The sequence below is a fragment of the Streptomyces sp. NPDC107575 genome (assembly GCF_055657265.1).
On sequence record NZ_JBVKBG010000011.1, the window covers coordinates 218,570 to 232,023 of the forward strand.

The following is a 13,454-nucleotide window of genomic DNA, read 5'->3' on the forward strand; positions in this document are numbered from 1 at the left end:
GGGCCCGACAGCTGTTATGTTTGCGTAAACATTCGGTGGCGGCATGTCTACACTGCCCCGAGGAGGACGGTCAAGAGTCGGTGAGGGACACGGTGACAACCCAGGAGAGCGCCGAGAGCGCGCCGCGGCGCGGCAGGCGTCGTACACAGAACGCGTCGATGGCCGATGTCGCCCGGGTCGCGGGCGTCTCGTCCCAGACGGTCTCCCGCGTCTCGAACGGCTTCCCCGGCGTCAACGAGGAGACCCGCGAGCGGGTCCGCGCCGCGATGAAGGAGCTCGGCTACCGGCCCAACAGCGCGGCGCGCGCGCTGAAGCGGGGCGACTTCCGCACGATCGGCGTCATCACGTTCACGCTGTCCACGACGGGCAACATGCGCACGCTTGAGGCGATCGCCACCTCGGCCGCGCAGGAGGGCTACGCGGTCACGCTGCTCCCGGTGGCGGTGCCGACGCAGGACGAGGTGCGCGGCGCGTTCTCCCGCCTCGGCGAGCTGGCCGTCGACGCGGTCATCGTCATCATGGAGGTCCACCTGCTCGACTCGGCGCGCCTGTCACTGCCGCCGCACGTGAAGGTGGTGGTCGCCGACTCCGACGCGGGCGACCGGTACGCGGTGGTGGACACGGACCAGGCGGGCGGCACCCGCGACGCGGTGCGCCACCTCCTCGACCTGGGCCACCGCACGGTGTGGCACCTGGCGGGCCCCTCCGAGTCGTTCGCGGCGCAGCGCCGAACGGACGCGTGGCGTACGGCACTTGAGGACGCGGGCCGCGCGGTCCCGCCGCTCGTGCGCGGCGACTGGTCCGCCGAGTCGGGCTACCGCGCGGGCCTCCGCCTGGCCGAACAGGCCGACTGCACCGCGGTGTTCGCGGCGAACGACCAGATGGCGCTGGGTCTGCTGCGCGCCCTGGACGAGCGGGGCCGCAAGGTCCCGGACGACGTCTCGGTCATCGGCTTCGACGACATCCCCGACTCGGGCTCCTTCCAGCCCCCGCTCACCACGGTCCACCAGGACTTCGCGGAGGTCGGCCGCCGCTGCGTCGAGAGCGCGCTGCGCCAGGTGCGGGAGAGCGAGGCGGAGCACGGGACGACGCTGGTGCCGACGCGGCTCGTGCTGCGGGAGAGCACGGCGGCGGCACGGCGGGGGTGACGTGCGGGCGGAGCGTCAGCCCGCGACGCCGAGGCCCTCCACCACGACGGCGCCCGGGAGTTCGGAGAGCGCCTTGCCCGGCACGATCAGCTTTCCGCGACGGGTGCCGCTGCCGATGAGGACGTGCGGGAGGTCGACGACGGCCGCGTCCACGAGGACCGGCCAGTCGGCGGGCAGGCCGATCGGCGTGATGCCGCCGTACTCCATGCCGGACTCGCCGGTCGCGGTGTCCATCGGGGCGAACGAGGCCTTGCGGGCGCCGAGTTGGCGCCGCACCGCGCCGTTGACGTCGAGCTTCGTCGCGGACAGCACCACGCAGGCCGCGAGAGTGGTTTCGCCGCCACGCTTTCCCGCGACGACGACGCAGTTCGCGGAGGTGGCGAGCAGGTCGGGGCCGTAGTGCTCGACGAACGTCGCCGTGTCGGCCCACTCCGGGTCGGTGTCGACGTGGATCAGGTCCTGCGCGGGCACGGTGCCGCGCCAGTCGCGGACGGCGTCGGCGACGGGCCGGGTCAGCAGGTCCAGGGCGTCGGGGGCGGCGAGTACGTGGTCGAAGGTGCCGATGGGTGCGCGCATGGCGGCACGCTAACAGCCGCCGCGCGGGCGGCGACCGGGTGTCTCAGCGTACGAAAGGCACCGATACGGCCATGATCATCTCGACGTCCTCGGTCCCGTCGTTGCGGTAGGAGTGCGCGGTGCTCGCCTCGAACGAGACGCTCGCCCCCGCGGGCACCGCGTGCGGGGTGCCGTCGACGACGAGGGTCAGCTCGCCCGCCGTGACGTGGACCAGTTCGACTGTGCCCTGCGGGTGCGGGTCGGAGTCGCTGCCCTCGCCGGGCACGAGCCGCCAGTCCCACATCTCCAGCGGGCCCTCGGCCTCGGTTCCGGCGAGCAGCCGGTTGTAGCTGCCGGCCTCCGTGTGCCACAGGCGGACGGCCTGGTCCTCGGTCACGATGCGGACGTTGGGGCCCTGTTCGTAGTCGAGCAGCGTGGTGATGCTGACGCCGAGGGCGTCGCCGATCTTGACGACGGTGCCGATGCTGGGGTTCGTGCGGGCCTGCTCGATCTGGATGAGCATGCCGCGGCTGACGGCCGCGCGGGCGGCGAGCGCGTCGAGGGTGAAGCCGCGCTCGGACCGCCAGTGCTTGACGTTGCGCGCGAGGGCCTGGTTCAGGAGGTCGAGATCCGCCACGTTCCGTCCAGGGTCGGGGCCAGGGGCCGGGGAGGGCTGGGAGGACCCGGAGGCCCTTGGTGCAATATTTTGGATGACAGGATTCAGTTTGTTGAACTACGTTGTGGTGCACCACAACGTCCAGCAAACTGTACTGCGAGGTTCGTCATGACAGCACTCTTCGCCCTGGCCACGAGCCTCCTGTGGGGCTTGGCCGACTTCGGCGGCGGGCTGCTGACGCGACGGATCCCGGCGCTCACCGTAGTGGTCGTCTCGCAGACGATCGCCGTGGTCGTGCTCGGTGCGCTCGTCGTCGCCACGGGTGGCTTCTCGGAGGCGGGGCCGCAGTTGTGGTTCGCCGTCGCGGCGGGGCTCGTCGGGCCCGTCGCGATGCTCGCCTTCTACAAGGCGCTCGCGCTCGGGCCGATGGGGGTCGTCTCGCCGCTCGGCTCGCTCGGGGTCGCGGTGCCGGTGGGGGTCGGGCTGGTGCTCGGGGAGCGGCCGGGGGTGCTGCAGTTCGCGGGGATCCTGGTGGCCGTGGTGGGTGTGGTGCTCGCGGGTGGGCCGCAGTTCAGGGGCGCGCCGGTGCAGCGGCAGGCGGTGCTGCTCACGTTGCTCGCGGCGTTCGGGTTCGGCGCGGTGATGGCGTTGATCGCGGAGGCGTCGACGACGCTCACCGGGCTCTTCCTCGCGCTGTTCGTGCAGCGGGTGACGAACGTCGTGGCGGGTGGGGGCGCGTTGTACGTGTCCGCGAAGCGGGGTGGGCGGGTGCTGCCGGAGGAGGGCGGGTGGGGGCTGATCCGGGCGTCGTTGCCGGCGTTGGCGTTCGTGGGGCTTGCGGATGTGGCGGCCAATGGAACGTATTCGCTGGCCGCTCAGGAGGGGCCGGTGACCGTGGCGGCGGTGCTTGCGTCCTTGTATCCGATTGTGACGGCGCTGGCGGCGCGGGGTGTGCTGAGTGAGCGGTTGCGGGGGGTTCAGGCGGCGGGGGCGGGGTTGGCGCTGGTGGGAACGGTTCTCTTGGCCACGGGTTGATTTCGGCCACCCGTAGTTGCGGCCTCGGGGCTCCGCCCCGGGCCCCGCTGCTCAATCGCCGCAGGGGCTTGATTTTGCCCGCCCACCCGCAGGCGACGGCCCTGTCTCCGCCGCCCATCTCCCACCCACCCGCCCCCTCCGGGGGCGTCGGCCTCACGGGGTGCCGACCACCGACTTGGGCAATCCGCCGCCCACCACGACTCCCCACCCGGGACGACGAGAGTTGTCCCGCCCTGAGCAATCCCCCACCGGACGGCTCCCCACCCGTCGCGGTCGACCCCACCCGGCTTGGGCAATCCGCCGCCGCCCACGGCTCCCCACCCTTGCGGTCAGCCGCACCCGGCTTGGGCAATCTGCCGCCTAGGGCGGCAGGGTGGGCAAGGCGGCGCCCCGGTGCGGCGGAATCGGGACGACGGGTCCCGGCCCCGGTGAAGCGGAAAGCCACGCTGCCGCGTGCACAGGGACGCGGGGCCCCGCCCCGGCGAGGCGAGAGGGCCACGGCGCCGCAGGAACCGGACCGGTCAGATGCGGTAGCGGCGGAGGGCCGGGGCCGCGGCCGCCAGGGTCAGCATCGCCAGGACCACCAACAGGCCACCCCCGGCGACCGCCGGACCCGCGCCGAAGGCCGAGCCCGCGGAGCCGTGGAACACATCCGCCAGGCGCGGGCCGCCCGCGACGACCACCGTGAACACGCCCTGCATACGGCCCCGCATCTCGTCCGTCGCCGCGGAGAGCAGAATCGCACCGCGGAAGACCATGGACACCATGTCCGCGATCCCGGCCAGCGCGAGGAAGACGACCGCGAGCCACAGACTCCCGCTCAGCCCGAACCCGGTGATCGCGAGCCCCCACGCCACGATCGCCCCGATCACCATCCACCCGTGCCGCTTCGCCCGCGAGAACGTCCCCGAGAACAGCCCCCCGACCACCGCCCCGATCGGAATCGCCGCGAACAGCAGCCCGAGCGCCAGCCCCTCCCCGTACGGCGCGTACGTCTCCGCCGCGAGCTGCGGGAACAGCGCGCGCGGCATGCCGAACACCATCGCGATGATGTCCGCGAGGAAGGACAGCAGCAGCACCTTGTGCGTGGACATGTAGCGGAAACCGTCGACGATCTCCCGCACACCCGCCCGCTTCTTCGCCGCCGCGACCAACGGCGGCAAGGACGGCAGCCGGTACACCGCCCACACGGTCACGCACAGCGCGACGGCGTCGATCAGGTACAGCTCGGGCAGCCCGATGACCGGGATGAGGACGCCCGCGAGCAGCGGGCCCACGACCTGGCCGGTCTGCATGACCGTCGAGCCGAGCGCGTTCGCCGCGGCCAGTTGCCCCTCGGGCACGAGCCGCGCGATGGACGCGTTGCGGGCCGGCGCGTTGAGGCCCCAGAACGCCTGTTGCATCGCGAGCAGCACCATCAGCACGGCCACCGAGTCCAGCCCGGATATCGCCTGCAGCCAGAACAGCACCGAGGTCACGGCGATGCCGGAGTTCGTGATCAGGAGCAGCTTGCGCCGGTCCATGTGGTCGGCGATCGCGCCGCCCCACAGCGCGAACACGACGAGCGGGACGAGCCCGGCCATGCTCGCGGCGCCGACCCAGGCCGAGGACCCCGTGATGTCGAAGATCTGCTTGGGCACGGCGACCGCGGTGAGCTGGCTGCCGACGGCCGTGACGATGGTCGAGGACCACAGGCGGCGGTAGGCGGGGATGCGCAGGGGCCGGGTGTCCATGGCCCAGCGGCGCCAGCCGCGCGGCCCGGCCTCGGCCTCCGCGCCGCCGCCGGCCCTTCTGTCGTCGCTCGTCTCGCTCGTGTCCACGGCTTCCCTGATTGCTCGCTACATCTATCTGGTCCGGGGTTCAGTGTCCCAGGCGTCGTCGTCGAGTTCGGACAGAGCGAGCAGTTGGTCCGGTGTGACCCCCTCGGGGATCGCCCGCGGCGCCGGCGTCCTGAGCGGCGGCTGCCAGCCGGACTCCGCGTCCCAGCTGCGTACGACGCGTGCGGGCGCGCCCGCGACCACGGCGTGGTCGGGTACGTCGCCGCGGACCACGGCCCCGGCCGCGACCACCACGTTCCGGCCGATGCGGGCGCCCGGCAGGATCACCGCGCCAGTGCCGATCCAGCAGCCGGGGCCGATCTCGACCGGTTCCATCCGCGGCCACTGCTTGCCGATGGGCTCGTGCGGGTCGTCGTACGAATGGTTCGTGGACGTGATGTAGACGTACGGACCCATGTAGACGTCGCTGCCGATCCGCACCGTCGTATCGGCGATGACATGGCTGCCGCGGCCGATCACCACGCCGTCGCCGAGGGTCAGGATCGGGTCCTGGCCGAGGTCCAGGTCCGGCATCAGGCCCGCGGTCAGGGTGACTTGCTCGCCGATGATGCAGTGCGCGCCGAGCCGGATCCACGGTTCGCCGAACACCGTGCCCTGCGGGAACGCGAGCTTCGTGCCGTGCCCGATCGCGCCGAACCGGTGCCCGCCGGGCTGCCGCGCGGTGACGGCGCCCTTGCGCTGCACCCAGCGCCAACCGGCCTGTACGAGCCGGTGGCCGAGGCCACCCTTGTCACTCCGCTTGTTCGGCACGGCGTCACGTTACCCAGGCGTAGCTTCCGCCCCCACCTCGCCGACCTGTGATCTTCGCCCCACAGGTACCTTTCCCTTGGCGCGACGCATGCATGACACACCTGATGGCACGTACGACACGTAGGGAGCACAGACCTCATGTCCCACGAGGCACTCGTCACCGGCATCGGCGACAAGGAACCGAAGGTCGACCCGGAGGCGTTCGTCGCCCCGACGTCCGTGGTGATCGGCGACGTCACGCTGCACGCGGGGGCGAGCGTCTGGTACGGCGCGGTGCTGCGGTCCGAGGTCGAGCCGATCACGCTCGGCGCCGACAGCAACATCCAGGACAACTGCACGGTCCACGTCGACCTCGGCTTCCCGGCGACGATCGGCGAGCGCGTCTCCGTCGGCCACAACGCGGTGCTGCACGGCTGCACCGTGGAGGACGACTGCCTCATCGGGATGGGGGCGACCGTGCTCAACGGCGCGGTGATCGGCGCGGGTTCGCTGGTCGCGGCGCAGGCGCTCGTGCCTCAGGGGATGGTGGTTCCGCCCGGGTCACTGGTGGCGGGGGTGCCGGCGAAGGTGCGGCGTGAGCTGTCCGCGGAGGAGCGGGAGATGGTGACGCTCAACGGGACGCATTATGTGGAGCTGGCGAAGGTTCATCGGGGCGTGCACGAGTAGCGTTCAGCCTGCGACGGGGGTGCGGTCGCGGGGCTCTGCCCCGGGCCCCGCGCCTCAATCGCCGGCGGGGCTTGATATGTGACTCAACTTGCCGGCTCGGGCTCGGCCTCTGCCCCTGCCTTCTCCTCGTGTTCCGCCGCCATCTTCGACGCGCGGCGCTTCACGATCAGCATGGAGGCGAGGCCGAGCAGGACGGCCACGGCCAGGCCCACGTACGAGAACCTCTTGAGCCAGTCCTCCGCGACCACGCCCACGTAGTAGATGACGGCCGTGGTGCCGCCTGCCCAGACGACGCCGCCCAGGACGTTCGCGATGAGGAACTTCCAGTACGGCATGTGCAGGACGCCCGCGATCGGGCCGGCGAAGATGCGGAGCAGGGCGACGAAGCGGCCGAAGAAGACGGCCCACATGCCCCACTTCTCGAAGGACCGCTCGGCGGTGGCGACGTGTCCCGGGCCGAAGTGCTTGGGGAACTTGCGGCCCATTTTGGCGAGCAGTGGACGCCCGCCCTTGCGGCCGATCGCGTATCCGATGGAGTCGCCGACGACGGCGCCCGCGCTGGCGCAGGCCCCGAGGACGAACGGGTTGACGTCGCCGTGCTGCGAGGAGAGCAGGGCCGCGGAGATGAGCACGATCTCGCCGGGCAGCGGGATGCCGAGGCTCTCGACGCCGATCACCCCGGCCACCAGGGCGTAGACGGCGACCGCCGGAATCGTGTCGAGCCATGCCTGGACGTGCATCGACGTCGCCTCCCGTACCCACCAGATGTGTTGCCCGTACCCGGCGCGCGCTCCCCTCCGGTACGCGCACGCCGGGCAGCCTACCTGCTCCCTATGACGCCGCCGCGTCCCACAAGGTGCAGTGATGCTCGCGGGAAACGTCCGTGGAGAGCGTGATCCCGCCCACACCGGACGTCTTCAGGGACAGCACCTGTCCGGGGGCCCGCCGCTGGTCCGGCATGGCGGGCGCGCCGTCGGCCCGCGGGGTGCCACCTCTGATGAACGAGCCCCAGTACTGCACCATCCGGTCGGCGAGCGCCCGCTGCTCGGTGTTGAGCGGGGAGTCGAGACCGAAGTGCTTGAAGAGGTACTGCACCTCGTTGACGTGCGTGGCCCCGAAGTCGAACTTCTTGCCCGCCTCCCTGATCGACGCGAACGGCGGTGAGGTGCGGTCCGCGAACTCGTACGCGTAGACGGGCGGCCCGCTCCCCGCGAGCCGTTCGTCGAGGCGGAGCGCCGGGCAGGCCATGAGCTGGTCGCCCTGGGCCGCGGCGTAAGCGTAGGTGGGCGACCCGTACGCGGAGAGGGGGTATGCGCGCAGGGCCTTCTCCCCCGTCGCCTTCCCGTATGTGTCGGTGAGCGCCTTCGGGTAGGCCTCGGCCGTGAGCGGTGTGCCCCGGCCGTCGTACGCGCCGTAGGCGAAGAGGCGACCCTCGTCCTGGTTGGCGCCGTTGAGGACGGGCACGTGCGCCGAGCGGCCCGCGGTGATCGCGGCGGCCGGCTGTTCGGGCAGGAAGGCGCCGCCGGTCACCGGCGCCCAGTCGAATCCGTCCTGGGCGTCGAGGATCTCCTTGGCGCTCTTGCCGCGCAGGCACGCGACCGGGTCCGCCGCCTCGCCGCATCCGGCCTTCTCCGCGAACCGCGCACCCTCGGCGACGGCCGCGGTGTGTGCGCGGGCCGCGCAGTCCCCGTACGCGCCTGACTCGATGATCCCGGCCCGGAAGAGGCCACGCCCCGTCGGCGACGCGAGCTGGGTGCACACCGAGCGGCCGCCCGCGGACTCGCCGGCGATCGTCACGCGGTCCCGGTCGCCGCCGAAGCGGTCGATGTTGGCACGCACCCAGCGCAGCGCCTGCTGCTGGTCCTGGAGGCCGAAGTTGCCGGAGACCCCGTCGGACGCCTGCTTGTCGAGGCCCGCCGCCGCGAGGAAACCCATCGCTCCCAGGCGATAGTTGACGGTGACGACGACCGTGCCGGTGCGCCGCGCGAAGGTGTCGGGAACGATGTCGGCGCCCGCGCCCGCGGTGAGCCCGCCGCCGTGCAGCCACACCATGACGGGCCGGTCCGCCGCCCCGTCCGGCGCGTACACGTTCAGGTCGAGGCAGTCCTCCGTGTAGGTCGGCTTCTCGTATCCGGGGTCCCAACTCGACGTCTGTACGCACCTGTTGGAGAAGCCGGTGGCGTCGCGCACGCCGCGCCAGGGCTGTGCCGGACGCGGTTCGCGCCAGCGCAGCTTGCCGACGGGTTGTTCGGCGTACGGGATGCCGAGGAACTGCCGCCCTTCGCCGGTGTGCTGCCCGCGCACCCAGCCGGACGCGGTGTGCACCACCGGGCCGTCGGACCGTTCGGCGGCGTGCGCCGGGACGAGGGCCGCGGCGGTCAGCGCCACCACGGCCGCGAGCACCACACGTAGTCGACCGCGTCTCATGTCACTTCTCCCTGCTGGGCGACGAAAGGGAACTGACGCATCGTTGGACACCGCAAGACCGCAAGACCGAAGCGGAAACTATGACCGGCAGTGACTCGTGTCAACGACGTGGGCAAGAAAAAGAGGAAGGCACCGCCCATCGGGCAGTGCCTTCCTCGCCGCGTGGAGGCGGGCCTTCGCAGATCAGCTGTTGGGACGCAGCGTCCACAGAACGGTCATCTCGCCGGTCACGGCCCCGTCCCCGCGGGTGATCGCGATGCTCACCGGGAACTCGGGACGCTCCCCCGCGTCGAGCTCGGCGACGACGTCGGCGATCGGGCGGCCGAGCGTCGCGGTGGCGGTGACCGGGCCCATCGCCAGCTTCTTGTACGCGATGTCGGCGCTCACGGCGAGCGGCACGGCGCGGGAGAGCTGGTCACCGAAGGCGGCGAGCACGATGGCACCACTCGCGGACTCGCCGAGCGTGAACATCGCTCCGGCGTGCGGACCGCCGACGTGATTGTGGTAGTCGGCCTGGTCGGGCAGCGAGAGGACCGCCTTCTCGGGACTGGTCTCGTGGAACTCGAGGTTCAGGGTGCGGGCCATCGGCACCGTGGCGGCGAGCATCTCGCCGATGGACATCTGATCTGCGCTCATGCCCGCATGTTACCCATGGGTAGCAAGCTTGGCCATCCCTTCGCTCCCGCCCGAACAACCGGGAGATATCGGGCATCGACCGACCAATCACCCGGTGTCCGGGGAAACGGTTTGTCGATTCAGCGGCATGGCGGCGATAGTCCCTCCGTGACCTCTGCCGCCACCCCCGACCCGAAGCGTCCACGCCTGCGCCCCGCGTGGGCCGGACGGAACTACACGCTGCTCTCCGTCTCGGCGGTCGTCACGACACTGGGAGCGCACGGCGCGCTGATCGCCTCCGCGTTCGCCGTGCTCGACGCGGGCGGCGACGGCGGCGACGTGGGCCTGGTGGCCGCGGCCCGCACCCTGTTCCTGGTGGTCTTCCTGCTCGTCGGCGGCGCGGTCGCCGACCGGCTGCCGCGGCACCACGTGATGGTCGCGGCGAACGCCCTCAACTTCCTCTCCCAGGGCGCGTTCGCGCTGCTCGTCCTCCAGGGCGATCCGAAGCTGTGGCAGATGATGGCGCTCAGCGCGCTCGGCGGCACGGGGCAGGCGTTCTTCAATCCGGCGGCCGAGGGCATGCTGATGGCCTCCGTCTCCGGCGAGCAGGCCAGCCGCGCCTTCGCCCTGTTCCGGATGGGGATGTCGGGGGCCGGCGTGGGCGGCGCCGCGCTCGGCGGGGCGATGGTCGCGGCGTTCGGGCCGGGCTGGGTGCTCGCCGTGGACGCGGTGGCGTTCCTGGTCGCGGGCGCGCTGCGGATGTTCCTCGACGTCAAGCACATCGCGCCGCGCGAGCCGGGCGGCGGGCTGCTCGCCGACATGCGGGACGGGTGGCGGGAGGTCATCGGCCGGCCGTGGCTGTGGACGATCGTCGCCCAGTTCGCGGTCGTGGTCGCGGTGGTCGGCGCGGCCGAGTCGGTGTTCGGGCCGCTGGTGGCGCGCGACGAACTGGGCGGGGCGGGGCCGTGGGGCATCGCGCTCGGCGCGTTCGGCGTGGGCACGATCCTCGGCGGACTGCTGATGATGCGGTGGAAGCCGCAACGGCTGCTGTTCGCGGCGACGCTCTCCGTCTTCTCGCTCGCCCTGCCGTCTGCGGCGCTCGCGGTGCCCGTGCCGCTCGGCTGGCTGATCGCCGTGATGTTCGTCAGCGGCGTCACCATCGAGATATTCGGCGTCTCCTGGATCACCGCGCTGCACCAGGAGATACCCGAGGAGAAGCTCTCCCGCGTCTCGGCCTACGACTGGTTCGGCTCGGTGGCGATGGTGCCGCTGGCCACCGCGCTCGCGGGCCCCGCGGAGACCGCCTTCGGGCGGACGGCCTCGCTGTGGGGATGCGCGGCGCTCGTCGTCGTGGCGACGGCGGCGGTGCTGCTGTTCGTGCCGGACGTACGGCATCTGCGGCGGCGCGAGACGGGCGGCGCCAAGGTCGCCGAGGGCGGCGGCACATCGCCGCAGGCCGAGGTCACCCCACGCTGAACGAGCCGCCCGGCGGCTCCGGCGAGGGCACCGCGTCCACGTCCGTCACCGGCTTCGCGTCGCCGACGAAACGGCGCAGCGTCGCGCCGTGCTCCACCCGCGCGGGGAACGCGTCGCGGGCGGTGCGCCGGGCCAGCTCCGCCACCTCCAGCTCCTCGCGGGAGGCGAGCAGCACGGCGTTGCCGAACCTCCGCCCCCGCAGCACCGCCGGCTCGGCGACGAGCGCGACGTTCGGGAACACGGCGGCGAACGTGGCCAGTTGGGACCGCAGGAACGCGAAGGGCGCGCCGTCCGCGAGATTCGCCGCGTACGTGCCGCCGGGCCGCAGCACCCGCGCCGCCTGACGCGCGTACGCCAGGGTCGTCAGGTGCGCGGGCACCCGGGAGCCGCCGAACACGTCGCCCACGAGCACGTCCGCCGAGGCGTCGGGCGCCGCCTCCAGCCAGGCCCGGGCGTCGCCGCCGTGCACCGTGATGCCCGTGCCGTCCGGCACCGGCAGGTGCTCGGCGACCAGGGCGAGCAGGCCCCGGTCGGCCTCGACGACGTCCTGCCGCGAGCCGGGCCGGGTGGCGGCGACGTACCGGGGCAGGGTGAGCGCGCCGCCGCCGAGGTGCAGCACGTCGAGCGGGGCGCCCTCGTCGCCGAGGCAGTCGAGGACGTGGCCGAGCCGGCGCGCGTACTCGAACTCCAGGTGGGCGGGCTCGTCCAGGTCCACGTACGACTGGGGCGAGCCGTCCACGGTGAGCAGCCAGGCCCGCCGCCGGTCGACGTCGGGCAGCAGCTTGGCGGTGCCGTGGTCGACGTCGCGGGTGACGGGTATCGGCTCGGGATCGGATGCGTTCACGTGCACATTGTGCCGCTGTGGGGCCGCGACCAGTACGGTCGCGACCCCACTCCGGTTCACTCCACGGCGGTCACCGTCCCCGCCCCCACGGTCCGCCCGCCCTCACGGATCGCGAACCCGAGACCGGCCTCAAGCGGAACGTCCCGCCCCAGCTCGACCGTCATGCCGACGGTGTCACCGGGCCGCGCGACGGCCACCTCACCGAGGTCGACGTCCCCGACGACATCCGCCGTACGCAGATAGAACTGCGGCCGGTACCCGGTGGCGACGGGCGTGGAGCGGCCGCCCTCCGCCGCCGACAGCACGTACACCTGCGCGGTGAAGCGCCGGGCGGGCTTGACCGTGCCGGGTTCGGCGACGACGTGCCCGCGGCGCACCGCGTCGCGCGGCACCCCGCGGAGCAGCAGCGCCACGTTGTCCCCCGCCTGCGCCTCCTCCATCGGCTTGCCGAAGGTCTCGACGCCGGTGACGACGGTCTCGAGGTCGTCGGCGGTGCCGTACACACGCACCCGGTCGCCGACCCGCACGCGGCCGCGCTCGACCGCTCCGGTCACCACCGTGCCGCGCCCGCTGATCGTCATCACGTTCTCGACGGACAGCAGGAACGGCGCGTCCACGTACCGCTCCGGCATCGGAACGTACGTGTCCACGGCATCGAGCAGCGCCTCGATCGAGGCGGTCCAACGCGCCTCGCCCTCAAGGGCCTTGAGCCCGGACACCCGCACCACGGGTACGGAGTCGCCCCCGTACCCGTGCGCGGACAGCAGCTCGCGCACTTCGAGCTCGACCAGGTCGGTGAGCTCCTCGTCGCCCGCGTCCGCCTTGTTGATCGCGACGACGATGTGGTCGACGCCGACCTGCCGGGCGAGCAGCACGTGCTCGGCGGTCTGCGGCATGATCCCGTCGAGCGCCGAGACGACGAGGATCGCCCCGTCGAGCTGGGCGGCGCCCGTGACCATGTTCTTGACGTAGTCGGCGTGGCCCGGCATGTCCACATGCGCGTAGTGCCGGGTGTCGGTCTCGTACTCGACGTGCGCGATGTTGATGGTGATGCCGCGCTGCGCCTCCTCGGGCGCCTTGTCGATGCGGTCGAAGGAAACGTATTGGGTGCCGCTGTCGGCGCCGCGCTCGGCGAGGACCTTGGTGATGGCGGCGGTCAGGGTGGTCTTGCCGTGGTCGACGTGACCCATGGTGCCGATGTTGAGGTGCGGCTTGGTGCGCACGTATGCCGTCTTGGGCATGGCTGGCCGTGTTCCTTTCCGGAACAAGAAAAGTGAAGCCTCCTGGTACCGAGGCGGGGACCCCTGAGCCGGACCGACCCTCCCCCTGCGGGGTCCGCCGGAATGTCCGGAGAGGGTCAGCTTCGCGCGCCGTCTGCTGCGGCCGCGGTCAGGAGAACGGCAGCCCGAGCTGCGTCCGCGACTGCGGACGTAGCTGCGTGGAAGGCGTGCCGGAACATGTGGCAGATCTTCTCCGACGCGGGC

At 72.2% G+C, this 13,454-nt stretch carries 13 protein-coding genes; 4 read left to right on the plus strand and 9 right to left on the minus strand.

The genetic code is table 11. From position 1 onward, the window contains the following. Positions 1–158: 158 nt before the first annotated feature. A complete protein-coding gene (locus ACZ7L4_RS39930) occupies positions 159–1,148 on the plus strand; it encodes a LacI family DNA-binding transcriptional regulator (protein WP_472110028.1) in 990 nt (329 codons plus the stop codon). Positions 1,149–1,163: 15 nt separating this feature from the next. Here the strand turns inward: ACZ7L4_RS39930 and ACZ7L4_RS39935 are convergent, their stop codons facing one another. Then, a complete protein-coding gene (locus ACZ7L4_RS39935) occupies positions 1,164–1,724 on the minus strand; it encodes a YbaK/EbsC family protein (RefSeq protein WP_472109966.1) in 561 nt (186 codons plus the stop codon). Between the two features lie 43 nt (positions 1,725–1,767). Further along, positions 1,768–2,340 carry a helix-turn-helix domain-containing protein gene (locus ACZ7L4_RS39940; protein WP_450815120.1) on the minus strand — a complete coding sequence of 191 codons (573 nt, stop codon included), beginning with the start codon at positions 2,338–2,340 and terminating at the stop codon, positions 1,768–1,770. Positions 2,341–2,487: 147 nt separating this feature from the next. On the opposite strand from ACZ7L4_RS39940, the gene ACZ7L4_RS39945 reads away from it, so the two are divergent. Next, entirely contained in the window at positions 2,488–3,354 is an 867-nt protein-coding gene (locus tag ACZ7L4_RS39945; protein WP_472109967.1) for an EamA family transporter, read from the plus strand. Between the two features lie 521 nt (positions 3,355–3,875). Here the strand turns inward: ACZ7L4_RS39945 and ACZ7L4_RS39950 are convergent. Both ACZ7L4_RS39950 and ACZ7L4_RS39955 read right to left on the minus strand, forming a co-directional pair. After that, a complete protein-coding gene (locus ACZ7L4_RS39950) occupies positions 3,876–5,174 on the minus strand; it encodes an MFS transporter (protein WP_472109968.1) in 1,299 nt (432 codons plus the stop codon). A gap of 24 nt (positions 5,175–5,198) precedes the next feature. Beyond that, on the minus strand, positions 5,199–5,942 hold the full coding sequence (locus tag ACZ7L4_RS39955) for an acyltransferase (RefSeq protein ID WP_472109969.1): 744 nt from the start codon (positions 5,940–5,942) through the stop codon (positions 5,199–5,201). Between the two features lie 138 nt (positions 5,943–6,080). Between ACZ7L4_RS39955 and ACZ7L4_RS39960 the strand changes: the two genes are divergently transcribed. After that, positions 6,081–6,608, plus strand: coding sequence for a gamma carbonic anhydrase family protein (locus ACZ7L4_RS39960; RefSeq protein WP_422479078.1), 528 nt, complete (start codon positions 6,081–6,083; stop codon positions 6,606–6,608). Between the two features lie 83 nt (positions 6,609–6,691). Here the strand turns inward: ACZ7L4_RS39960 and ACZ7L4_RS39965 are convergent, their stop codons facing one another. The 3 genes from ACZ7L4_RS39965 to ACZ7L4_RS39975 all read right to left on the minus strand — a co-directional run bounded on the left by ACZ7L4_RS39965 (position 6,692) and on the right by ACZ7L4_RS39975 (position 9,656). Then, entirely contained in the window at positions 6,692–7,348 is a 657-nt protein-coding gene (locus tag ACZ7L4_RS39965) for a DedA family protein (RefSeq protein ID WP_472109970.1), read from the minus strand. Positions 7,349–7,439: 91 nt separating this feature from the next. Further along, entirely contained in the window at positions 7,440–9,035 is a 1,596-nt protein-coding gene (locus tag ACZ7L4_RS39970; protein ID WP_472109971.1) for a carboxylesterase/lipase family protein, read from the minus strand. Between the two features lie 183 nt (positions 9,036–9,218). Beyond that, positions 9,219–9,656: a DUF4442 domain-containing protein gene (locus tag ACZ7L4_RS39975; RefSeq protein WP_472110029.1), complete on the minus strand. Its 438-nt coding sequence runs from the start codon at positions 9,654–9,656 to the stop codon at positions 9,219–9,221. 162 nt (positions 9,657–9,818) lie between these two features. Here ACZ7L4_RS39975 and ACZ7L4_RS39980 point away from each other — a divergent pair, with 162 nt between their 5' ends. Further along, positions 9,819–11,126 carry an MFS transporter gene (locus ACZ7L4_RS39980; protein WP_472109972.1) on the plus strand — a complete coding sequence of 436 codons (1,308 nt, stop codon included), beginning with the start codon at positions 9,819–9,821 and terminating at the stop codon, positions 11,124–11,126. Here ACZ7L4_RS39980 and ACZ7L4_RS39985 read toward each other — a convergent pair. Together ACZ7L4_RS39985 and tuf are read right to left on the minus strand one after the other, a co-directional pair. Continuing rightward, positions 11,113–11,970, minus strand: a complete 858-nt coding sequence (locus tag ACZ7L4_RS39985; protein WP_472109973.1) for a spermidine synthase — start codon at positions 11,968–11,970, stop codon at positions 11,113–11,115. The genes ACZ7L4_RS39980 and ACZ7L4_RS39985 overlap by 14 nt on opposite strands. Before the next feature lie 56 nt (positions 11,971–12,026). After that, a complete protein-coding gene (gene tuf, locus ACZ7L4_RS39990) occupies positions 12,027–13,211 on the minus strand; it encodes an elongation factor Tu (protein WP_472109974.1) in 1,185 nt (394 codons plus the stop codon). Positions 13,212–13,454 lie beyond the last annotated feature (243 nt).

Excerpts from the sequence above, each read along its gene's own strand:
- ACZ7L4_RS39930 (WP_472110028.1), top strand. The coding sequence starts at position 159 with ATGGCCGATGTCGCCCGGGTCGCGGGCGTCTCGTCCCAGACGGTCTCC.
- ACZ7L4_RS39935 (WP_472109966.1), bottom strand. The coding sequence starts at position 1,724 with ATGCGCGCACCCATCGGCACCTTCGACCACGTACTCGCCGCCCCCGAC.
- ACZ7L4_RS39945 (WP_472109967.1), top strand. The coding sequence starts at position 2,488 with ATGACAGCACTCTTCGCCCTGGCCACGAGCCTCCTGTGGGGCTTGGCC.
- ACZ7L4_RS39960 (WP_422479078.1), top strand. The coding sequence starts at position 6,081 with ATGTCCCACGAGGCACTCGTCACCGGCATCGGCGACAAGGAACCGAAG.
- ACZ7L4_RS39965 (WP_472109970.1), bottom strand. The coding sequence starts at position 7,348 with ATGCACGTCCAGGCATGGCTCGACACGATTCCGGCGGTCGCCGTCTAC.
- ACZ7L4_RS39970 (WP_472109971.1), bottom strand. The coding sequence starts at position 9,035 with ATGAGACGCGGTCGACTACGTGTGGTGCTCGCGGCCGTGGTGGCGCTG.
- ACZ7L4_RS39975 (WP_472110029.1), bottom strand. The coding sequence starts at position 9,656 with ATGTCCATCGGCGAGATGCTCGCCGCCACGGTGCCGATGGCCCGCACC.
- tuf (WP_472109974.1), bottom strand. The coding sequence starts at position 13,211 with ATGCCCAAGACGGCATACGTGCGCACCAAGCCGCACCTCAACATCGGC.